The organism is Schaalia sp. JY-X159 (assembly GCF_014525425.1).
GTDB lineage: Bacteria > Actinomycetota > Actinomycetes > Actinomycetales > Actinomycetaceae > Scrofimicrobium.
Window position 1 is genome coordinate 55436 of record NZ_JACEXI010000004.1, and the last position, 21568, is coordinate 77003.

The following is a 21568-nucleotide window of genomic DNA, read 5'->3' on the forward strand; positions in this document are numbered from 1 at the left end:
TGGTTGCAGTCTGAGTCGCTTTTCCGACCTGCGGGGGACCGGGAGCACGGGGGGACGAGGGGGGAGTGGGCTGGGGCGGCAGGCATTTCCGCTAACTGCACTGAAGTGGCAGGAATCTGCGGGGATTTCGGGGTTTTTTGAGCCACAAGAGTGTAGTTAGTGGCGGATGCGCCCGGCCGAGGGGTCGGAGGTGCGGCGGCGGGGTGCGGCGGCGGGGTGCGACGGCGGAGGGGGTGGTGCGGGGGGCCGAGGGGTCGGAGGTGCGGCGGCGGGGTGCGGCGGCGGGGTGCGGCGGCGGAGGGGGTGGTGCGGGGGGCCGAGGGGCCAGGAGGGGACCGCGGAGTCGCGCAGGGGGACGAGGACGCGGGTGGCGCAGGAGGACGAGGGCCAGCGCAGCAGCGACGGAGCGAGGGCCAGCCCAGCAGCGCCGGAGCGAGGGCCAGCGCAGCGGCGGTGGAGCCGCGGTATGGGGGCACCGTGTCGCCGGCTGCAATGTGGCCACGGTGACTTGCGGGTAAGTTTGTATCATGTCTAGTTCTGGTCCCCTCACCCTGTGCATCGATTGCGGTGGTGGTGGCATCAAAGGTTCGGTTGCCGACGAGTTCGCCACTGTCATTGCGAATCCCGTGCGGAAACGCGCCCCCTACCCCATGCCCCCGAAGGTACTTGTCGAGACGATATCTTCGATCGCCGCTGAACTACCCCGTGCCGACCGCGTTACCGTTGGAATGCCGGGCATGATCCGCCACGGGCGTGTCATCGCAACGCCCCACTACATAACCAAGGATGGGCCCCGTTCCAAGGTGGTGCCAGAACTGAAGGATGCCTGGCGCAACTTCGATATGAAGGCGGCCATCGAGGGGGCATTTGACCTCCCCACCATCGTTCTCAACGATGCGGAGGTTGCGGGCACCGGCGTGATCACTGGGACCGGCCTCGAAATGATCATCACCCTGGGGACGGGTTTGGGCAACGCAATCTTTGATTCCGGAGCACTTTCTCCCCACGCGGAATTGTCCCAAGGCCTTGTACGTTGGGGGCTGACATTCGACGACTACCTTGGCGAGCATGAACGCCTCCGTCTTGGGGATGCGCACTGGTCACGCAGGGTGCGCCGTGTCATTGAAGGGTTCGTTCCCGTCTACATGTGGGACCGGCTCTACATTGGTGGTGGCAACGCCTCAAGAATCATCATGTCACCCCGAAATCCCCTGCCCGGGAACATCGTGTTTGTGCGCAACGAGGCTGGAATCTTCGGGGGAGTGCGGGCCTGGGATCTGACTGGAGCACACCAGTGAGAGGACCCAGCGAAGCGGGATCCGTTCCGCGGCAAGAGCCTGACGAGGCAGGGTTCATTCCGCGGCAAGAGCTCGGCGAAGTAGGATCCGTTCCGCAGCAAAGGTTGCGGTTCGATCTTTGCTACGACGGCTCAAACCTGCATGGTTGGGCTAAGCAGGACGGCTTGAGAACCGTTCAGGGCGAACTGGAACGCGCACTGACGACGATTTTGCGCCGGCCCATTTCACTGACCGTAGCGGGCCGTACCGATTCTGGTGTTCATGCCAAACACCAGGTGGCTCACTGCGATGTGGATCAGTTCGAGGGCGATCCGCAGAAACTTCGAGACCGCATCAACGGGATTCTTGCTTCCTCTTACTCGGCTCTCTGGCGCCCTCTCATTTCAGGTGGTTCCGTGGCGCGCGGGACCTTGATAAAGGGGGAGGCCGACATCGTGGTCACCACGGTTGCCGTTGTGCCCGACACCTTTGACGCACGATTCTCGGCGACGGGTCGTCAGTATCGTTATCTTCTCAGCGCTTCCCCGCAGAGCCGCGACCCTCTGACAAGGAACGCTCGCTGGTGGGTTCCCTACAACGATCTTGACGTCACAGCCATGAACAACGCAGCCAGCGTCCTCTTAGGTGAGCACGACTTTCTTTCATTCTGTAGGCCCCGCGAAGGTGCGACCACAATCCGCACCCTGCGTCACCTCGAAGTGGCCGAGGGCGAGGACGGAGAACTAACCATTGACGTTTCTGCCGATGCCTTCTGTCACTCAATGGTGCGATCCTTGGTGGGTGCGCTGGTCGAGGTTGGAAGGGGTGCGCGCGACGAAGACTGGATGAGGGCCCTAGTCGACAACCCCACTCGAGGCCACGGGGTTCCAGTCGCACCGGCACGTGGATTGACCCTGATGGGGGTTGCCTACCCCCCGGAACGCGAGTGGTCAGAGCAGTCGCGGCGGGCAAGGACACTGCGCACGCTGGAAGACTGTACAGAGTGCTGACCATTCGGGATGGGCGGACGGACCAAGCCCAGATCACTGAGAGTCTGACGGGCTCAGCCCAGATGACTGAGGAGTCCAGCACAATTCCGCGGGTCCTTTGACCGGAGGGAATCCGGGTCGATAGACTCAGCTCTGTTGTGTGGTCTGCGTATTGAACACCTCCCACTCGTTTGATATGCCCGACGCGCCGTGAAACTCGGCCTTATGTCGGCGCTGCGCAACAGTGACTTTTGAAGTGAATAGGGACTCCGGCTGCCCGCTGACTGTGAGAGCCCCTGTTCCGAACGAAGAGAATTGAAGGCTAGACAGGTGCGCACCTACTCACCGAAACCTGGAGATGCGGACAAGAAGTGGTACGTCATCGATGCAAACGATGCCGTCCTCGGACGTCTCTCTGCCCAGGTTGCCACGCTGCTGCGTGGCAAGCACAAGCCGACGTTCGCCCCTAACGCTGATATGGGCGATTACGTCATCGTGATCAATGCTGACAAGGTTGTTCTGACCGGCAAGAAGCTGGATCAGAAGAAGGCCTACAGCCACTCCGGTTTCCCGGGTGGGCTCAAGACGGTTTCCTACCGCACACTCATGGACAAGAACCCTGAGCGCGTGATTGAGAAGGCCGTGTGGGGCATGATTCCCCACAACTCGCTGGGCCGCCAGCAGATCAAGAAGCTGCATGTATATGCGGGTGGAGAGCACCCCCACGCAGCCCAGATGCCCATCCCGTACGAGCTGAAGCAGGTCGCCCAGTAGTTCGGGCGCTGACGGCACACACTTTTAGGAGAACCGTGGCTGAGACCACCGAAGTTTTGGAACTGGATGAGGAAGTTGCTCCCAGTTCGTATACATCAGAATCCGAAGAATCTGCCCCTGGGGCAGGCGCTTCGATCACGGCACCGGGCGCTGGCCTCGGTCGTCGTAAGGAAGCAGTTGCTCGCGTTCGCCTGATTCCAGGCACCGGAGAGTGGACCATCAACGGTCGCACCCTGGACAACTACTTCCCGAACAAGTTGCACCAGCAGTTGGTGAACTCCCCGTTCGCGCTGCTTGATCTTGAAGGTCGCTTTGACGTTGTAGCACGTATCCATGGTGGTGGCCCCTCGGGTCAGGCCGGTGCTCTTCGTCTGGGTGTTTCCCGCGCGCTGAATGAGATTGATCGTGATGCGAACCGCGCCGCTCTGAAGAAGGCAGGGTTCCTTACACGTGACGCTCGTGCAGTTGAGCGCAAGAAGGCCGGCCTGAAGAAGGCCCGTAAGGCACCGCAGTACTCGAAGCGCTAAATCGGCAAATCAAACGCCGACCAACGCAAATACAATAAGAACCTCCGTCACAGATGTGGCGGAGGTTCTTATACTTAGGGATGTGTGTTCGCAAGAGCGGGTTGCGCAAGGAACAGAGATTAGAGGTAGATGATGGGCAGACTATTCGGTACCGACGGGGTTCGTGGCCTCGCTAACCGAGATATCACCGCAGAACTTGCGTTAGCACTGGGTGAGGCGGCAGCCCGTCGAATTGGTGGTACCGATAAGAAGTCCCGCGGTTCCCGCAGGCCACGTGCAATCATCGGTCGTGACACCCGAATCTCGGGGGAGTTCCTTGATCACGCTCTGGCTGCAGGCCTAGCCGCAGCCGGTATGGATGTGGTTCGCGTTGGCGTTGTTCCGACACCCGCGGTGGCGCACGTGACTGCAACTGAAGAGGGAATCGACCTCGGCGTGATGATTTCTGCTTCACACAACCCCATGCCGGACAACGGCATCAAGTTCTTTGCCCGCGGCGGTTTCAAACTGGAAGACTCGATTGAAGATGAGATCGAGGCTCTTTTGGAGAAACCGTGGCAACGTCCGACGGGTGCTGCCGTGGGTGAGGTGTGGTATGACGACGACCTGGCTGAGAAGAGCTACGTTGACCACCTCGTTGAGTCTTGCGGTACAGACCTCTCCGGCCTACGTATTGCGGTGGATTGTGCGAATGGCGCGGCCTCGGTGTTTGGGCCGGAAGCCTTGCGCCGTAGCGGTGCGGACGTCGTTGTCATCAACGCTTCACCGGATGGTCGCAACATTAACGACAACTGTGGTTCCACGCATCCAGAGCAGCTGCAGGCTGCCACCGTTGCTTCCCGAGCGGACTTTGGCGTTGCCTTTGACGGGGATGCAGACAGGTGCCTGGCAGTTGATGGGTCTGGAAGCCTCATCGATGGTGACAAGATCATGGGCGCGCTTGCCCGGTCAATGCGCAGTGAGGGGAAGCTGCACGAGGACACCCTGGTCGTTACTGTCATGTCGAACTTGGGCCTGGTGAAGGCAATGGAGGCCGAGGGGATCAGTATTGTGCAGAGCCCGGTTGGAGACCGCTACGTCCTCGAGGCAATGCGCGCCGGCGGATTCTCACTTGGTGGTGAACAGTCGGGCCACGTCATTGCCTCTGAGTACGCAACAACCGGGGACGGCGTCCTTACTTCGATGCTGATCGCAAGGATGGTGAAGCTGTCCGGGAAGTCTCTGGCAACGCTCGTAGCCGACATTCCGCGTCTTCCGCAGACTCTGGTCAACGTCTCGGGTGTGGATCGCAACGGCCTTGATCACCCAGAAGTTGTTGAGACGGTCAGTTACGTTGAACGTCTACTTGGTGATACGGGACGCGTCCTCATGCGGCCTTCCGGTACGGAACCCCTGGTACGCGTCATGGTTGAGGCTCCGACCCAGCTCCAGGCTGACGGGATTGCCGAACTGCTGGGACACGCAGTCAAGAAGCACCTGGCACTCGATCAGAAGTAGGGATCTACATCTTCCTGAGGTAGATGTCCTGGATGGTATGGTCGGCCGCCTTCCGCAGCACCATTGTTGCGCGAGGGCGGGTCGGCTCAATGTTGTCCAGCAGGTTGGGGAGGTTGATTGCGGACCACAGACGGCGCGCGGTTGCGATTGCCTCATCGTCCGGGAGGTCAGCATAGTTTCGGAAATATGACGCAGGATCAGCGAACGCTGCTGTACGTAAGGTGAGGAACCTATCTACGTACCACTCCTCAATGTCCTCTGTGGCGGCGTCAACATAAAGCTGAAAGTCGAAGTAGTCCGAAATTGTCACGCCGGGAATATCCGGGCCGGTCCTCGCGGGCTGCAACACGTTCAACCCCTCGACGATGAGGATGTCGGGGCGCCGCACTGTGACCTGCTCGCCCTCAACAATGTCGTACGTGACGTGGGAGTAGATCGGCGCGGACACCGATCGTTGCCCGGCTTTGATTCGGGCCACAAAGTCAAGGAGTGCAGCTCGGTCATATGACTCGGGGAACCCTTTCCGGTCCATCAGGCCCCGCCGCGCGAGTTCCGCGTTGGGGTAGAGGAACCCGTCGGTGGTGATCAGGTCTACTCGCGGTGTCCGGGGCCACCTCGACAGTAGGAGCCGCAAGAGTCTTGCAACAGTTGATTTTCCGACGGCTACAGAACCGGCCACGCCGATCACGAAGGGTGTGGGGTACTGCGAGCCCTGATGGAGGAATGAACGTCGCGCCGCCCTCGTCCGCCAAGTTCCATCAACGTGGAGCTGGAGCAGAGCTGAGAGAGGTCGGTAGATGGCGTCGATCTCTTCAAGGTCAATGGGGTCGCCGAGGGTTGCAATTGCTGCAACATCCTTGGCGGTCAGCGGGAGTGGGCTCTGCGAAGCGAGCGCAGACCACTGTTCGCGGCTGAAATGCTCGAACGGGCTCGGGCTGGTGGTCGTTATGTCAACATTGATCACGTCATGATTATTCCGCATGCGGCTACTGTGGTGGGAGGAGAGCAAATGAACGAGATTGATCAGACACTGATCGCGGCCCACCTGAGAGTTCCGGGTCCGCGTGACCACAAGTACAGTCGCGGGGTCCCGATGCTTGCCACAGGTTCTCAAACTTATCCGGGAGCAGCGGTACTGGGAGTTGGCGGCGCTCTCTCGGTCGGGCCCGGCATGGTCCGCTACACGGGGGCCGCTCGGTGCGAAGACCTGGTTATTTCAGCATTTCCTGAGGTGGTGCTCGGTGGCGGGCGTTTTGACGCAGCACTCATCGGTAGTGGCTGGGATTCTTCAATGGCGTCCTATGTCGAGGTCCTAGCGCGAGAGTGCGCGCTCGAGGGGCGACCGCTTATTGTGGATGCTGGCGCCTTGCGCGGCGCGCGGGAATGGGCGAACGACAACCCTTTGGTTGTGGCGACCCCGCATGTTGGGGAAGCAGCCGAAATCCTCACCCTGTTTGGAGAGGAATGGTCACGGGCTGAGGTTGAGAAAGACATCGAAGGTGCGGCTGTGCGGCTCGCACACCTCGCCCGATGTGTGGTCGTTGTCAAGGGGGCAACGACCTGTGTGGCCACCCCCGCTGGCACATCTCTCTGCTTCCAGGCGCCGACTGCGTGGGGTGCGACGGCTGGCGCCGGTGATGTTCTGGCAGGGATGATCTGCGCGGCGGTTGCCCAGGTGCAGGCACTTGCACTGCAAGAAGGCTCTTCCCTCAGCATCGATGACCTGGCGGGCCCTGTCGCATGTGCCGTGGGCCTGCATGGGTTTGCAGCCGCATCTGCGGCGGGCATTCTTGATACCAACCTGGAACCCACCGGATCCCAGGGCCACCCGATTGTTGCCACGGATATCATCAGGGCGGTCCCCAACGCTTTTGAGCAGATCCTCTGAAAGGGAGCCAAGTGTATTTTGCCCTCGCCCTCGTCCCCGCCTTCCTCTATGGATCAATGGGCATTATCCTCTTGAAAGTTGGGGGAGATGCCCGGCAGCACACACTTGGCGTCGCTTTGGGCTCTTTCGTCAGTGCGACTGTGTTGGCGCTGGTCCTGGGATTGGATACTGACTCGACCTCGATTCTTGTCGCCTTCTGCGCGGGTATCGTGGTCGGGCTGGCCTCGTACCTGCAGATTTCCGCATTCCACAAGATTGGCGTCTCGCGCGTCATGCCACTGACTACAGGTGGGCAGTTGCTGGGGATCTCACTGCTCGGCATACTCCTCTTCGGAGAGTGGCTCGGGTCAGCGGCCTTACCGGTTGGCCTGGTTGGCCTAGCTCTGATCATCCTCGGGGTGATGCTCACATCCTGGCAGCAGAAGCCAACGGGAGGCTTCGACGAGGGCGGAGACGTCGTGGCGGTTCCCTACGACCCCGTCGCGGTTGCCGCACCCGGCAAAGGCTCCCCAACCCCCGTGGATACCAGGCCGAAACAGCTGGTGTCCGGCCTCATCGATACGGGTCTGTCCACCCTGTTCTACATTGCGTTTCCAATTATCATTCGCTACTGGGAAGTTGATCCGCTGCGATCCTTCTTCTACCAGGCATTCGGGATCCTGCTGGTCGGATTCATCGTCTCCTTTCCATTCTTCACCAAGCAGTTGGGCCGGGTTGATACCAGATGGTCCAAGTACACGCTGGCGGCGATGATCCCTGGCGGTATGTGGGGCCTTGGCGTTGTCATCATGCAGTTTTCCCAGGTCAAAGTGGGTGTGGCGGTCGGATTCTCCCTGTCGCAACTGAGCGTAATCATCGCTACCTTCGGGGGAATCTGGATACTGGGAGAGAAACGTACAAGGAAGGAAATGGTTGCCATTTCGCTGGGCGTCGTCGTCCTCGTCGTCGGTGCTCTGCTGCTCGGGGTGGCGAAGTCTCTTGACGTTGCCTAGCTACGGCTTCCCGAGTGGATGCGTGGTACAGGCAACGATGAAGTCCGCGCAAGCGGTGGAATAATGGGCAGAGTGGAAAACCTAGAACCCGACAATTACCCGGCATGCATAACCGTGGACCTTGGCGCCATCCGCCACAACGTGGCAAAGCTGAAAGGCTACGCCAACGGGTCCGCGCTACTGGCCGTGGTGAAGTCCAACGGCTATGGGTTTGGCCGAACAGAGGTGGCATTTGCCGCATACGACGAGGGCGTGCGGTGGTTTGCCGTCTCCAGAATCCCTGAGGCGCTGGCTCTGCGACGTGACTTTGATGGAGCGCACCTCGACCCGCAAGAGACACACATACTGACCTGGATTGGCGCTCCCAACCACGACTGGGTTAGTGCCCACAAAGCCCACCTGGATGTTTCTGTGTCCACTGTTGGCCAACTTGAGCAAGCCATTCTTGCTGCACGCGAAGTAGCCGATGAAAACAACGAGCCACTTCGCCCGGCACGCATTCACCTGAATGTGGACGTGGGCATGTCCAGAGGTGGGGCAACAGAGGTGGAGCTACCCGAACTGGCTGCCCGCGCCAAGCAGGCCCAAGACGCAGGTGAAGTGCAAGTTGTGGGCCTCCTTGCGCACCTTCCCGAAGCCGACGATCCGTACGGACCGGGCAAGGCGGTAACAGATTCCCAAATTGCCCGCTTCCGCGACTACAGGGAGTCGGTTCTGGCGGCCGGTCTGACCCCGGATGTCTGCCACCTTGGGGCAACAGCGGGGACCCTGTGGCACCAGGATGCTCACTTCGACATGGTCCGCCCCGGGATTGGCATTTACGGGTTCTCGCCGAACCCGGCGGCCTCGACCTCGTCCCAACTGGGCCTTGTCCCGGCAGGCCGTTTCACAACCACTGTCACCCAGATCAAGCTTATTGAGCCGGGCACCCGCGTGTCGTACGGAGGAACTTGGGAAGCCGACGAGCCGACGTGGATCGGATTGCTTCCAGTGGGGTATGCCGACGGGATTCCGCGCAGCATTTCAAACAGGGTCTCGGTCCAGGTCCACACCGCGGCGGGGGTAGTCAACGCGCCCATCATCGGACGAGTATGTATGGACCAAATCATGATTGACCTTGGAACGGACCCGGAGACTCCCGCGCAGGTAGGTGACGCGGTTGTCCTCTTCGGAGATCCCGCAAAAGGGGAGACGTCCGTGGACGACTGGGCGCGGGCCAGCGAGACGATCCACTACGAGGTACTCTCCAGACTTCCCGAGCACATTGTCCGCGTCTATCTGGACCCTCCCGAAAAGATCGACTACGAGTTCCTAGCCAAAAACGATGGGGGAGGTGCCTGATGCGGTTTGATGTGCGCACTGAGACAGCGGATGAGACCCGCGCTGTAGGGGCCAGCCTTGCCCATCTTCTCAAAGCAGGTGACATGGTGATCCTGGTGGGCGATTTAGGGGCGGGCAAAACAACGCTGGTTCAAGGACTTGGCGCCGCATTGGGAGTCCGAGGGCGGGTGACATCACCAACGTATATAGTCTCGCGTGTCCATCGCTCGCAAGAGGCCGGCCCCGACCTGATCCATGTTGATGCCTACCGTGTCGAAGACGACCTTGACATGGAAACCGTCGACCTGGAGGCTTCTTTGGAAGATTCCGTCACGGTTGTGGAATGGGGACAGGGGAAAGCCGACCGCCTCAGCGCAGACCGCTTTGAGTTGACCCTTCAGTTCGATGGCGAGGACGAGGACGCGCGAAAAATCAGCCTGGTCGCCCTCGGAGAAGAACCTGAGAGACGCCTTGCAGAATGGATGCAAACACGCCCCCTTGGGTAAGAAAGGAATGCAGTGCGTTCACTTTGTATTGACACTTCAGTTGTCGCCACGATCGCCCTCGTAGAAGACGGGGTCACTCTTGGCCAAGCAACCGACCCGGACTCCCGCCACCAGGCGGAGGGTTTGGGGATGTTACTCGAAAACGTCCTCCTCAGCGCAGGCGTTACCGCAGGTGCGGGCTCGGCCAACATTGAGCAGATTGTCGTTGGCGTGGGGCCGGGGCCATTTACGGCGTTGCGCGCAGGGATTGCGTTCGCCTCCGCCCTGGGTCGAGGCCTGGGGGTGCGTGTCTTGGGAGTGCCCAGCCTGGACGTCCTCGGATCGCAGGCTGCGAGGGAGCACCCCGGCGGGGACGTCCTCGTCCTGACCGATGCTAAGAGGCGTGAGGTCTACTTTGCGCTGTATACGAAGGAGGGCGGAACCCCTGGGGTAGGCCCGCAGGTTGGCAAATTGGCGGATGCATTGAAGCTGGCTGATGCAAGTGGTGCCCGAGTGTTCTTCTCAGGTGTGCGCCCGCCCCACCTCTTGGATGACCTTGAGTCCTCGAGTGCCGTTGACCTGACGCTTGATCCCGCGGTGCTAGCCACGGTCGTTCAGGAACGGACGACACAGAATCCCCAGGCGTCCTTTCCCTTAGAGCCTCTCTATCTGCGCCGTCCCGATATTCAGGGTGGAACAGCCTAAGTGGAGGTCGAGTTCCGCAGACTAACCGCGACCGACGTGGCAAAGGTGCATGAGATTGAGAAGGCAGTGTTTCCCGCCGAGGCCTGGTCGGAGCGCCTCATTAGGGAAGAACTGACCAGCCGATGGGGACACTATATCGGGGCATTCATGGGGGAGAGCCTCATCGGGTACGGTGGAATAAAGGGAGCCCATGAGGGTGATCTGATGACGCTTGCGGTCAGTGCTGACTACCGCCGTCTTGGCTTGGGGAGGCAGATTGTTGAGCTCCTCTTAGAGCAGGCGCGGGCGGCGGGGATTGGTGAGCTGTTTCTTGAAGTTCGCGTTTCGAATGACCCCGCGCGGGCGTTATATCAAGAGCTGGGTTTTGCCCCGGTTGGCGTGATCGCGAACTACTACCGCGACCCCGTAGAAGATGCGGTTGCGATGAGGATTGAGCTCTAGGTCATCTTTCAGGTATTTCCGTAAGCCGGTGTTACGTAATCACCTTCTCAAAGTGGAATTCTGAGGTGCTATCGTGGCGAGATTTCGAGTGTCGTTGTCATCTTGATGATGGCGTTTTCCCGCGGAACTCCAAGGATGTGTCATGCTTAACGCCTCCCGCCTGCCGCATATGGTTGAAGGTCCCGGGTGCGAGTGAGATTCGCTTATTAGGGTAATTCCCATGGCCACAAATACTGTCGCAATCAAGAGGCGGCGAGCTTGGACCACCACTGTATTTATCAAACAGTTGATGGCGCTCTCCGGACTGTTCCTCGTTCTGTTCCTTCTGTTCCATGCCTATGGAAACCTCAAGCTGTTTATTGGAGCTGAGGCTTACGATCACTACGCACACTGGTTAAAGGGAGAGGCGTTCTACCCGATTTTCCCCAAGGGCACGTTCATCTGGGTCTTCCGCGCGCTCATGGTCGCTGCGATCGGCATCCACATCTTCAGTGCGTTCTACACCTGGTACAAGTCAAAGAAAGCCCGCAAGCACCAGTACGCGGTGAAGAAGAGTGCTGTTGACGCTTATGCGGCACGCACCATGCGTATCACCGGTGTGCTACTGATCTTCCTGATCGTGTTCCACCTCCTGCAGTTCACGACGCTGACAATTCGCACGGGCTTTGCTGCGGATGCATCACCATACGAGATGGTGATTGCTTCATTCCAGCAGCCGTGGATCTTTGTGGTTTACCTGATCTTCGTCTCGCTGGTCACGGCTCACGTTGGGCACGGTTTCTGGTCTGCTTTCCAGACCATGGGGTGGGTCCGAAAGAACACGCGAACCTTCATGTTGTGGCTGTCCGGCATAGTTGCTGGCGTCATCTTCGTGATGTTCATGCTGCCCCCGTTGTTCATCGCCACCGGCGTCATCCACTAGGCGCACAGAGGATATAGAGAAAATGACTAACGACAAACTAGTTGATGGCCTCTACCGTCTTGGCGACGATATTGAGGACACTAAGGCACCGAAGAATGTGCCGCTTGATAAGGTCTGGCAGACACGCAAGGCTGAAGTCAAACTGGTCAACCCTGCCAACCGGCGCAAGCGCAGCATCATCGTGGTTGGAACCGGGCTTGCCGGCGCTTCCGCGGCCGCCTCGCTTGGCGAGCAGGGCTACCAGGTTGACGCCTTCTTCTATCAGGATTCCGCGCGACGCGCGCACTCCATTGCAGCTCAGGGTGGCATCAATGCCGCTAAGGACTACCGCAATGATGACGACAGCGTCTACCGCCTGTTCTATGACACGGTGAAAGGTGGCGACTACCGGTCGCGCGAATCTAACGTCTACCGTCTCGCCGAATGCTCGGTCAACGTCATCGACCAGGCAGTTGCGCAGGGCGTCCCGTTTGCCCGCGAGTATGGCGGATACCTTGATACCCGTTCATTCGGTGGCGTTCAGGTTTCCCGTACGTTCTACGCACGTGGTCAAACAGGCCAGCAGCTTCTGATCGGTGCTTACCAGGCACTGGAGAGGCAAGTCGCAGCGGGCACCGTACGTGAGCACTCACGCCATGAGATGGTTGAACTGATCATCTCTGAGGGTCGTGCTCGTGGCATCGTCTGCCGCAACATGGTCAATGGTGAACTTGAGACGTACACGGCAGATGCTGTGGTCCTGGCTACCGGCGGCTACGGTAACGTCTTCTTCCTTTCTACAAATGCGATGGGCTGTAACGCCACTGCAATTTGGCGTGCATACAGGAAGGGTGCTTACTTCGGTAACCCCTGCTTCACACAGATTCACCCGACCTGCATCCCGCAGCACGGTGATCAGCAGTCGAAGCTAACTCTCATGTCAGAGTCGCTGCGTAATGATGGGCGGATCTGGGTTCCTAAGAATGCAGCCGACTGCGATAAGGACCCAAGAGACATCCCTGAAGAGGATCGTGACTACTACCTAGAGCGTATCTACCCTGCGTTCGGCAACCTTGTGCCACGTGATATCGCTTCAAGGCAAGCCAAGAACATGTGCGATGCGGGTCTGGGTGTTGGGCCTAAGGTGAACGGTGAACGCCGTGGTGTTTACCTTGATTTCCAGGACGCGATTGACCGCTTGGGTAAGGACGCCGTTTCTGCAAAGTACGGCAACCTCTTCGACATGTACGAGAGGATTACCGCAGAGGATCCATACTCGGTTCCCATGCGTATCTACCCCGCAGTTCACTTCACAATGGGTGGCCTGTGGGTTGACTACGACCTCGAATCGAATGTTCCGGGCCTCTACGTTGCCGGTGAGGCGAACTTCTCTGATCACGGTGCGAACCGACTCGGCGCGTCCGCACTGCTTCAGGGTCTGGTGGATGGCTACTTTGCCCTTCCAGCAGTCATGTGTGACTACCTGTCCGGCGCTGCGTCGTTCCCCGTGGTTGATGACTCCACTCCAGCAGTGGTTGAAGCCAAGGCTGCGGCCCAGGCACAGATCGACCGGATGATGAGCATTCAGGGCAATCGTTCCGCGGACTCGTTCCACAAGGAACTTGGCCACATCATGTGGGAACGTTGCGGCATGTCCCGCACCCGTGAGGGGTTGCTTGAGGCCATCGACATGATCCGGGAGCTTCGCAAGGAGTTCTGGACAAACCTTCGGGTTCCGGGCAAGACGGTCGGCGAGATGAACCAGTCGCTTGAGAAGGCTGGGCGTGTTGCTGACTTCCTCGGCCTCGGTGAGCTGATGTGCATTGATGCTCTGAACCGTGAGGAGTCCGCAGGTGGACACTTCCGCGAGGAATCGCAGACGGAAGAGGGCGAAGCGAAGCGTGACGACGAGAACTTCCTCTTCGTTTCAGCATGGGAGTGGACGGGTGAGGACACGCCCCCAATCTTGCATAAAGAGAACCTCACGTACGAGAACATCGAGTTGAAGCAGCGGAGCTACAAGTGAACCTGAAACTACGAATTTGGCGCCAGGAGACTCCCGATGTCGATGGTGCGATGGTTGAGTATGAAGTGCGGGGGGTTTCTGAAGATTCCTCTTTCCTCGAAATGCTCGACATTCTGAACGAAGAGCTTTTTGCTCGCGGCGAGGATCCAGTCGCGTTTGACTCAGACTGCCGTGAAGGCATCTGTGGTCAGTGTGGGATCGTCATCAACGGCATTGCCAACGGCCCTGAACAGACCACAACCTGTCAGTTGCATATGCGCTCGTTCAACGATGGTGACACGATCACCATTGAACCGTGGCGTGCAACGGCTTTCCCAATCATTCAGGACCTGGTTGTCAATCGCCGTGCATTTGACCGAATCATTCAAGCCGGTGGCTATGTTTCTGTGAATACAGGTGCCGCACCGGATGCGAATGTGACTCTGATTCCGAAGCCTGAGGCGGATCGCGCGTTTGAAGCGGCTGCCTGCATTGGTTGCGGCTCCTGTGTGGCTGCGTGCCCCAATGCGTCGGCCATGCTGTTTACAGCAGCAAAGGTTACTCACCTGGGTCTGCTTCCGCAGGGACATCCGGAGAACCTGAGCCGCGTGGTAAACATGCTGAACCAGATGGACGAAGAAGGCTTCGGCGGGTGCACGAACATTGGTGAATGCTCAGCGGTTTGCCCCAAGGAGATTCCTTTGGACGTTATCTCAACCCTGAATCGCCAGCTCAGCAAGGCAACCTTCAAGGGTTTGTAAGCAAATCTAGGTCTCGTCCGGGACATCGCGGGTTCCTGCGCGGAATGTAACCTCTCGTGGTCTTCCACGGAAGATAGCTTTTCCCGGTCGTCCGCGAAATGTATACGGCGGGACAAGAAGTGGGTCTGGGGTGCATGCCCCAGACCCACTTTGCTTCCCCACATATACATTTCACGGCAGGGGCTTGAGATTTGGCGTGAGGCCGGGCGCATACCGCCTAGGTGCGGCAGGCGGGTATGCTCTTTTCGTGAACTCTGTACCCCTTATCCTCGGAATTGAATCGACATGCGACGAAACTGGCGTCGCGCTGGTCCGCAACAGGACTCTGCTGACCGACGTGACAGCCACCTCCATGGATCAACACGTGAGGTTCGGCGGCATCATCCCAGAGATTGCTTCGCGGGCCCACCTTGAGAGCTTTCTCCCCGCACTTGATTCCGCCCTCGAGCAAGCGGGTGTGAAGTTGAGTGACGTTGATGCGATTGCTTGCGCAGCCGGGCCTGGCTTGGTCGGCTCCCTGACTGTTGGAATCACGTCCGCAAAGGGTCTGGCGGCGGCACTCGGTGTTCCTCTCTACGGTGTCAACCACGTGATTGGCCATCTCGCGATCGACATGTTTGAACACGGTCCGCTTCCGGATCGTTTCATCGGGCTGGTTGCATCAGGTGGACACTCCAACCTGCTGCTCATTGAGGACCTCCCATGCTCGGTAGTTGAGCTGGGTGGAACACTGGATGACGCAGCTGGCGAGGCTTTTGACAAGGTTGGCAGACTCATGGGGCTGCCGTATCCGGCGGGACCACACATGGATCGACTGGCTGCCTCGGCGCAGGATCCAGACGCAATCCGCTTTCCCCGGGGTCTTGCTGCCGGAAAAGACAAAGAACGCTACAAGTACGATTTCTCATTCTCCGGGCTCAAGACTGCCGTGTCCCGTTACCTGATTGAGCATCCGGAGGCCGACCACGCCGAGGTCGCAGCGGCTTTCTCAGAGTCAATCAATGACTCGCTCACTGCGAAAGCTGTTCGAGCAGCAGTGGATAGCGGATGCAAAGTGATCGTCGTCGGTGGAGGGTTTGCCGCAAATTCTCGCCTCCGCTCACTACTTGCGGAGCGTGCGGGCAAACAAGGAATTGAAGTGCGAATCCCACCAATGCGGTACTGCACCGACAACGGCGCCCAAATCGCAGCCCTTGGGGCTCTGCTGGTAGAAGCCGGTCTCCCGCCCTCGCCCGCAGATTTCGGGCCCGATTCTGGAATGGAACTGGAACAGATTTACATGTCCTAGTTGAGGCCGTTAGATCCTGCGCCCAGCCCCCGAGTGCCTGCCGTTAGACTGCCGAATCTCTGCAAACGCCTGCGGGGAGAGTGGTGAGTCAGCACCCATTTCGGCCCTCATCAGTTCAACGACGTCATCAAAAGCATGCTTAGGGTTCGCCTCCGCAACAGCCCGTTGGCGCTGGTAGGACGCACCGAAGGTGAGAATCTGCCGGACTTTGGCGAGGCCGTCCGCGCAGCCGAGCCTCTCCGCTGTCGGTGCGAGATCCACCAGCATCTGCTCGACGGTATCTCGGATGTGCTCTTCGTTCCCGTCCTCGTCCAAAATCAGGATTGCGTCCATCCCATAGCGAGCTGAGCGCCACTTGTTTTCCTCTGCGAACCACTGGGGGATTTCCGGTGTCTTCTCACCGCCGTCAATCATTGAAGAATAGTACTCAACTAGGCAGTGTGCGAGCGACGCGACCGCCTCGACCTCAAGGATGTTCGTGCAGGCATCGAAGATTCGCACCTCGACCGTTCCCAGCCCAATTGATGGGCGAATGTCCCAGCGCAGTTCGTCAAAGGAATCGATGACTCCCGTCTTGAGCATTCCGTCATGGTAGCGCTCAAGTTCACTCCATTCGTGGAACTGTGGGGTCATGCCCGCAGTTGGCAGCTGCTGGAAAATCATCGCTCGGTTGGAGGCATATCCCGTGTCCTCACCCGCCCAAAACGGGGACGAGGCCGCGAGAGACTGCAGCTGGCCCGCCCGGGTAATCAGAGCATTAACAATTGGGAGGACCTTATCCCGGTCTTCAACCCCCACGTGAACGTGAACCCCATAGAGCAACATCTGCCGACCCCAGTATTGCGTGCGGTCCACCAGTTCCGCGTAGCGCCGAGAGTCAGTGACGCGCTGGTAGGCAGGGCGTGCAAAGGGGTGCGTACCGGCGGAACTGAGGTCAATCCTCAACGCATCGGTAATCGGGCGTAGTGCTGTCACACCGTACCGGAGATCTTCAAGACACTCGCTAATCTTCGTGCGCTTTCCAGATGTGACCTCGGTTGTGTTGAGGAGCATCTCCCGGTGAATATGAGGCGAAAGCTCCTTGTCTTCGCGAGCCTTTCGAATGACGGCATCCGCAGCTTGGCGCAGATCATTAGAGTCTTTGTCGACTAGTTGGAGTTCCCATTCCACGCCAACAGTTGAACGTTCCGATTGTGCAAAGTCGAGGGGCATGTCGGTAACCTCCGTGGGATCTAAGTGATCAGTGCGCTGGTGACCAGTGTGCCCGATTTTGAGCTTCGTCACTACCTTGAAACAGTGTAATGAACGCAGTTGACACCAGAGTGGGTAACGCTACAGAGTCCAGTTGGCACTCCGGTTGTTTGAGTGCCAACTGGGGCTTAGACTGGTTCCAGATCGAGGTCGTCCTTACCGGCTCCTCGATTAGTTTTGGAGTCTTGACCCCCGCGACGGCAAGGCACCCGGGCGTAAGCCCAACTGAGAATATGTTGTTACGACAGTTAGAAAGGGAGTGCGACAATGTCGATCTCCATTCAGCCGCTTGAGGACCGCGTGGTCCTTCGCACCGTAGACGCGGAAAAGACAACTTCGTCCGGCTTGGTAATCCCGGACACGGCAACCGAAAAGCCACAGCAGGGTGAAGTCCTTGCAGTTGGCCCCGGCCGCGTTGACGACGCTGGTAACCGCGTACCCATGGATGTTGCCGTGGGTGACACAGTCATCTACAGCCGTTACGGAGGCAACGAGGTAACCGTTTCGGGAGAGGATTTCTTGATTCTTTCTGCCCGCGACATTCTTGCCAAGATTGGCTAACAGGGCGGCTAAGTAAAGCAAAGCGGAGGTCGGACCGAGTTCTTCGGTCTGACCTCCGCTTTCTTTTGCTCGCCTGCCTGGCTAGGCGAGAAGGAGGATATTGACTGTCGCCTAGCTTGCGAGGGTTTGCTCATTCAACGCGCGGATTTCCCGGCGGCGTTCTTCTTCTGTCAGGCCGCCCCAAATGCCGAAGGGTTCCCTGGCTGCTATCGAATGCGCTCTACACTCTGCCTGCACTGGGCAGCGGGCACAGACTCGCTTGGCTTGGGATGCGCGGCGTTTTCTTGATGGGCCACGCTCTCCCTCGGGGTGAAAAAAGAGTTCAGTGTCCATGTTCTGGCACGATCCCTGGTACTGCCATTCCCAGTTGTCGATGAGCGGTCCAGGTAGATGTGCGATTTCCGCCACTTTGAAACAACCCCCAAGATTTGGCACCAAAGATCCGGGGGTGTTGCTTATTCGCCCTCGGATAATCTCAACGAGTACTAGCGTAGGAAAGATCACCGTGGTTCTGCAAGGAAGTGACAGCAACTGGTACAACATTGCGCCGACAGCGTAGGCGTGTCGAAAATGCTTGCCACCAGTGCTTACAGGCATCTCAGATTTGCGCATAAATATGTCATGTAAGCGCACAGAACAGTCTCATGAAGCCCGTAGCAATACTTGGAACCGGAGGTCCTCAACGTAGTTCTGTGGTTGGGCCCACTCCCCGTATCTGCTGCGCCCCAGACGTGTGGACATAGCGTACAAACGGATCGCTAAACTACCTGTATGGGGCACTACCGCACAGATAAAATTGTTGGAACTGGACTCACCTACGACGACGTCTTACTCTTGCCGGAAGTAACGTCCGTCATCCCTTCAGATGTTGATACCTCAACCCTTGTTACACGTAATCTTCGTCTGCGAATCCCACTGCTTTCCGCTGCCATGGATACTGTTACAGAAGCCCGTATGGCGATTGCAATGGCGCGGCTTGGGGGGCTCGGTGTCATTCACCGCAATCTTCCAATCGAGGCACAGGCGGACCAGGTGCGTTTGGTAAAGCGCAGTGAGTCCGGAATGGTGGCAGACCCCGTCACGGTCCCAGCTCACGCGACCATTGAACAACTTGATGAGCTTTGTGGGAAGTACAAGGTGTCCGGGCTGCCGGTAGTGGACGAGGGCGGTTACCTCCTCGGCATCATCACCAACCGAGATCTGCGTTTTGTCCCTTCCTCATTGTGGTCTACCACGACCGTCGCAGAGTGCATGACAAAAATGCCGTTGATAACGGGACCAGCGGACATTAGTCGCGAGGATGCGAAAGCACTGCTTCGCGAACACAGGGTAGAGAAGCTGCCGCTCGTTGATGAGGATGGACGCCTAGCCGGACTGATTACCGTCAAAGACTTTGTTAAGACCGAGCAGTATCCCGCGGCATCGAAAGATTCGGCAGGCAGGCTTCTGGTTGCAGCCGCCGTTGGGTACTGGGGTGATGCCATGGAGCGTGCTGAAGCGCTGGCCAATGCGGGAGTTGACATTCTTGTTGTGGACACCGCAAACGGGGGTGCTGAGCTTGCCCTTGCGATGATCAAGCGGATCAAGGCTGACTCTGGATTCAGCGGCGTTGATGTGATTGGCGGAAATGTAGCGACGGAAGAGGGCGCTGGCGCACTCGTTGATGCGGGCGTCGATGCGGTCAAGGTGGGCGTTGGGCCGGGGTCCATTTGCACGACACGCGTTGTTGCTGGTGTTGGTGTTCCGCAGGTGACTGCTATTGACATGGCGTCTCGCGTCTGCGCTCCCGCTGATGTACCAATCATTGCTGACGGAGGATTGCAGTATTCAGGGGACATCGCTAAGGCGATAGTCGCCGGAGCGTCCACGGCCATGCTGGGTTCCCTGTTGGCTGGTTGTGAAGAAGCCCCCGGGGATCTTGTCTTCAGTGGCGGCAAGCAGTACAAGGTCTATCGTGGGATGGGCTCCATGTCGGCTATGAGCTCACGAGGTCGTAAGTCCTTCTCTAAAGACCGCTACTTTCAGGCGGAAGCGCAGAGTGATGATGAGCTGGTCCCAGAAGGTATTGAGGGGCAGGTCCCCTTCGCAGGCTCACTTGCAGCAAACGTGAATCAGCTGGTTGGTGGACTGCATCAGTCGATGTTCTACACGGGATCTTCGACCTTGGATGCCCTGCAAGCCAAGGGACGCTTGATCCGAATAACCGCCGCCGGCTTGCGAGAGTCGCACCCACATGACGTGACGATCACGGCTCAGGCCCCGAACTACAAGTCATCGAACACTTTCTAGCGAGCCTGTCGGGCTTTAAGGAGCGGGCTAGGCCTTAGTGAGCCGGTGGGGCTGGTATAACGGTGTGATGTGAGGTCGTGTTGCGCCAGACCGGCTCGCTAAGGCCCAAGTAGCTCCGGGATGCTGGATGACCCCGCAGCGGTGAGCGTCCCTCAGTGCTGGATCACTCCGCAGGGGTGAGCGCTCCGGCCGTCATCCGTGTGTGTCAAGCTGCCTGTGAGCCTGGGGTGGGAGATTGGGACCTTTGACTGTTGCGCCACAGGGTCTGCAGTGCCAGTGGTGGAAACTTGAGAACTGGCGACGGGCGCTTGGGCCCGACCTCTCAGAGCCTCCCAAGCATTACGGAGCGGGTTCTACCGTACGGAGCGAGTTCTGCCCGGCTTCTCCTTGAATCACGCCGTTATGTAAGCCAAACCCGCTCCGTAAGGCGTAACCCGCTCCGCTATGACGCGGGGTAGTGCCGGTACCAACCGCAACAACAAGCAAATGACAACCCACTGTCTCCAAACAGTTTGACAGCACGTGAAAACAGCCTTGCAGCCCGCGCATCGTGCGAAATGTATACGTGGGGACCCGAAGTGACCCTGGGGTATGCACCCCAGGCCGCCATCAGCACCCAACACATACATTTCACGAGTCGGGTGGGTCATCAACTATGAACCAGGTGGAGCGCCAACCACGAGTCCGGTGGGTCATCAACCACACAGCAGGCGGGACGCCAACCGCGAGTCGGGTGGAGCGCCAACCGCGGGTTGGGTAGGACTGCCGTCTAGAACCAGTTCCGCGAGATCGTTGCGGTGCGGCCCTGCTTCCTCAAATAGCCCTCAAAATCCTCTGCCCAGCGCGCATGGCTTGTCCTCTGGAAATCGTGAACCTCCGAGGCTGTCATCTCCGCGAGCACTGGGAACTTTGCGATAAGTGCCTCTGCCACTTTCAGGGTTAGTTCTGCGTCAACATGCGCCTGGTGTGTGTCTGAAGGTAATTCGATCCCATACACGTTTGCGAGGTCGGAGAGCGTCCTCTTCCCCTTGCGAAACCTGTCAAGTGCGCGGTCGAGGACGAGAGGATCGATGATTGGCCCCACTTCCGTCCCCAATCGGGACCTGAGGGTTGGCACGTCATGACGCACAGCTTCTGCTTCGAGGAGGGGGATGTCGAAGCCAGCGTTGAACACCACAACGATTCCGCCACTACGGAAGTGTTCGGCCAGAGCCTCGGCAATTTCATCCGTAACCACTTCTATGGGTTGGCCGTGGGTGCGTGCGTATTCGGTTGTAATACCGTGGATTGCCGCTGCCGCGGGCGGAATCGCCACCCCGGGATCCGCAAGCCAAGTGTGGTGCGAAAACGATGTGAGGTGCCGACCTTCGCCCTCGCCCGAAAGGTGACCCATGCGATGGACTATCGCAGCGCTGACAAGCCTGTCTGCGTGCGGATTGACCCCCGTCGTCTCCGTGTCAAAGCCAGCCCAGGGGCGAGCGGCCCACGGCGGCTCCTGCATGTTCTGGGCGTCTGTCTGCGTCGTCTCTATCATGCTTCCATTCTCCACCAGGGTTCCGACAATCAGAACTACCGCCCTTAGTCCCCTCGCTCCATTGAGACACCCAATAGACTGTA

The 21568-nt window shown here is 58.8% G+C and carries 21 protein-coding genes; 17 read left to right on the forward strand and 4 right to left on the reverse strand.

Annotated elements, in window-relative coordinates:
• Positions 1-527 precede the first annotated feature (527 nt).
• The 5 genes from IDL90_RS07770 (at position 528) to glmM (ending at position 5064) form a co-directional block, all read left to right on the forward strand.
• On the forward strand, positions 528-1298 hold the full coding sequence (locus tag IDL90_RS07770) for an ROK family protein (RefSeq protein WP_187995009.1): 771 nt from the start codon (positions 528-530) through the stop codon (positions 1296-1298).
• Positions 1295-2287 (forward strand): tRNA pseudouridine synthase A, encoded by a 993-nt coding sequence (locus IDL90_RS07775; protein WP_316930312.1) that lies wholly within the window; start codon positions 1295-1297, stop codon positions 2285-2287. Before IDL90_RS07770 ends, IDL90_RS07775 begins: the two co-directional genes overlap by 4 nt.
• A 309-nt stretch (positions 2288-2596) precedes the next feature.
• Positions 2597-3040 carry a 50S ribosomal protein L13 gene (gene rplM, locus IDL90_RS07780; protein ID WP_182142050.1) on the forward strand — a complete coding sequence of 148 codons (444 nt, stop codon included), beginning with the start codon at positions 2597-2599 and terminating at the stop codon, positions 3038-3040.
• A 35-nt stretch (positions 3041-3075) separates the two neighbouring features.
• Complete coding sequence (gene rpsI / locus IDL90_RS07785) at positions 3076-3567, forward strand: 30S ribosomal protein S9 (protein ID WP_182142051.1); 492 nt, start codon at positions 3076-3078, stop codon at positions 3565-3567.
• Between the two features lie 132 nt (positions 3568-3699).
• Positions 3700-5064, forward strand: a complete 1365-nt coding sequence (gene glmM, locus IDL90_RS07790; protein WP_182142052.1) for a phosphoglucosamine mutase — start codon at positions 3700-3702, stop codon at positions 5062-5064.
• 4 nt (positions 5065-5068) lie between these two features.
• Here the strand turns inward: glmM and coaA are convergent, their stop codons facing one another.
• Entirely contained in the window at positions 5069-6046 is a 978-nt protein-coding gene (gene coaA, locus IDL90_RS07795) for a type I pantothenate kinase (protein WP_182142053.1), read from the reverse strand.
• A gap of 27 nt (positions 6047-6073) precedes the next feature.
• Between coaA and IDL90_RS07800 the strand changes: the two genes are divergently transcribed.
• The 10 genes from IDL90_RS07800 (at position 6074) to tsaD (ending at position 15850) form a co-directional block, all read left to right on the forward strand.
• Positions 6074-6952 carry an ADP/ATP-dependent (S)-NAD(P)H-hydrate dehydratase gene (locus IDL90_RS07800; RefSeq protein WP_187995010.1) on the forward strand — a complete coding sequence of 293 codons (879 nt, stop codon included), beginning with the start codon at positions 6074-6076 and terminating at the stop codon, positions 6950-6952.
• A gap of 11 nt (positions 6953-6963) precedes the next feature.
• The gene (locus IDL90_RS07805; RefSeq protein ID WP_187995011.1) at positions 6964-7944 is read left to right on the forward strand and encodes a GRP family sugar transporter; all 981 of its coding nucleotides are present in this window, start codon (positions 6964-6966) and stop codon (positions 7942-7944) included.
• Positions 7945-8016: 72 nt separating this feature from the next.
• Positions 8017-9285 carry an alanine racemase gene (gene alr / locus IDL90_RS07810; protein ID WP_187995012.1) on the forward strand — a complete coding sequence of 423 codons (1269 nt, stop codon included), beginning with the start codon at positions 8017-8019 and terminating at the stop codon, positions 9283-9285.
• Positions 9285-9770 carry a tRNA (adenosine(37)-N6)-threonylcarbamoyltransferase complex ATPase subunit type 1 TsaE gene (gene tsaE / locus IDL90_RS07815; protein ID WP_187995013.1) on the forward strand — a complete coding sequence of 162 codons (486 nt, stop codon included), beginning with the start codon at positions 9285-9287 and terminating at the stop codon, positions 9768-9770. Before alr ends, tsaE begins: the two co-directional genes overlap by 1 nt.
• A gap of 12 nt (positions 9771-9782) precedes the next feature.
• Entirely contained in the window at positions 9783-10454 is a 672-nt protein-coding gene (gene tsaB / locus IDL90_RS07820) for a tRNA (adenosine(37)-N6)-threonylcarbamoyltransferase complex dimerization subunit type 1 TsaB (protein WP_187995014.1), read from the forward strand.
• Positions 10455-10895, forward strand: coding sequence for a ribosomal protein S18-alanine N-acetyltransferase (gene rimI / locus IDL90_RS07825; RefSeq protein ID WP_182142059.1), 441 nt, complete (start codon positions 10455-10457; stop codon positions 10893-10895).
• Between the two features lie 220 nt (positions 10896-11115).
• A complete protein-coding gene (locus IDL90_RS07830; protein ID WP_187995015.1) occupies positions 11116-11817 on the forward strand; it encodes a succinate dehydrogenase cytochrome b subunit in 702 nt (233 codons plus the stop codon).
• A gap of 22 nt (positions 11818-11839) precedes the next feature.
• Positions 11840-13822: a fumarate reductase/succinate dehydrogenase flavoprotein subunit gene (locus IDL90_RS07835; protein ID WP_187995016.1), complete on the forward strand. Its 1983-nt coding sequence runs from the start codon at positions 11840-11842 to the stop codon at positions 13820-13822.
• Positions 13819-14562 carry a succinate dehydrogenase/fumarate reductase iron-sulfur subunit gene (locus IDL90_RS07840; protein ID WP_182142062.1) on the forward strand — a complete coding sequence of 248 codons (744 nt, stop codon included), beginning with the start codon at positions 13819-13821 and terminating at the stop codon, positions 14560-14562. The genes IDL90_RS07835 and IDL90_RS07840 overlap by 4 nt, the downstream gene beginning before the upstream one ends.
• Before the next feature lie 247 nt (positions 14563-14809).
• Positions 14810-15850 carry a tRNA (adenosine(37)-N6)-threonylcarbamoyltransferase complex transferase subunit TsaD gene (gene tsaD / locus IDL90_RS07845; protein WP_187995017.1) on the forward strand — a complete coding sequence of 347 codons (1041 nt, stop codon included), beginning with the start codon at positions 14810-14812 and terminating at the stop codon, positions 15848-15850.
• A gap of 9 nt (positions 15851-15859) precedes the next feature.
• Here the strand turns inward: tsaD and IDL90_RS07850 are convergent, their stop codons facing one another.
• Positions 15860-17062: a glutamate--cysteine ligase gene (locus IDL90_RS07850; protein ID WP_187995018.1), complete on the reverse strand. Its 1203-nt coding sequence runs from the start codon at positions 17060-17062 to the stop codon at positions 15860-15862.
• Positions 17063-17368: 306 nt separating this feature from the next.
• Here IDL90_RS07850 and groES point away from each other — a divergent pair, with 306 nt between their 5' ends.
• Positions 17369-17662 (forward strand): co-chaperone GroES, encoded by a 294-nt coding sequence (groES, locus tag IDL90_RS07855; RefSeq protein WP_182142065.1) that lies wholly within the window; start codon positions 17369-17371, stop codon positions 17660-17662.
• Positions 17663-17773: 111 nt separating this feature from the next.
• On the opposite strand, the gene IDL90_RS07860 is transcribed toward groES, so the two are convergent.
• Complete coding sequence (locus tag IDL90_RS07860; protein ID WP_259349562.1) at positions 17774-18070, reverse strand: WhiB family transcriptional regulator; 297 nt, start codon at positions 18068-18070, stop codon at positions 17774-17776.
• 363 nt (positions 18071-18433) lie between these two features.
• On the opposite strand from IDL90_RS07860, the gene guaB reads away from it, so the two are divergent.
• Complete coding sequence (guaB, locus tag IDL90_RS07865) at positions 18434-19951, forward strand: IMP dehydrogenase (RefSeq protein WP_187995019.1); 1518 nt, start codon at positions 18434-18436, stop codon at positions 19949-19951.
• A 769-nt stretch (positions 19952-20720) separates the two neighbouring features.
• Here the strand turns inward: guaB and IDL90_RS07870 are convergent.
• A complete protein-coding gene (locus IDL90_RS07870) occupies positions 20721-21485 on the reverse strand; it encodes an exonuclease domain-containing protein (RefSeq protein ID WP_262509129.1) in 765 nt (254 codons plus the stop codon).
• Between the last annotated feature and the right edge of the window lie 83 nt (positions 21486-21568).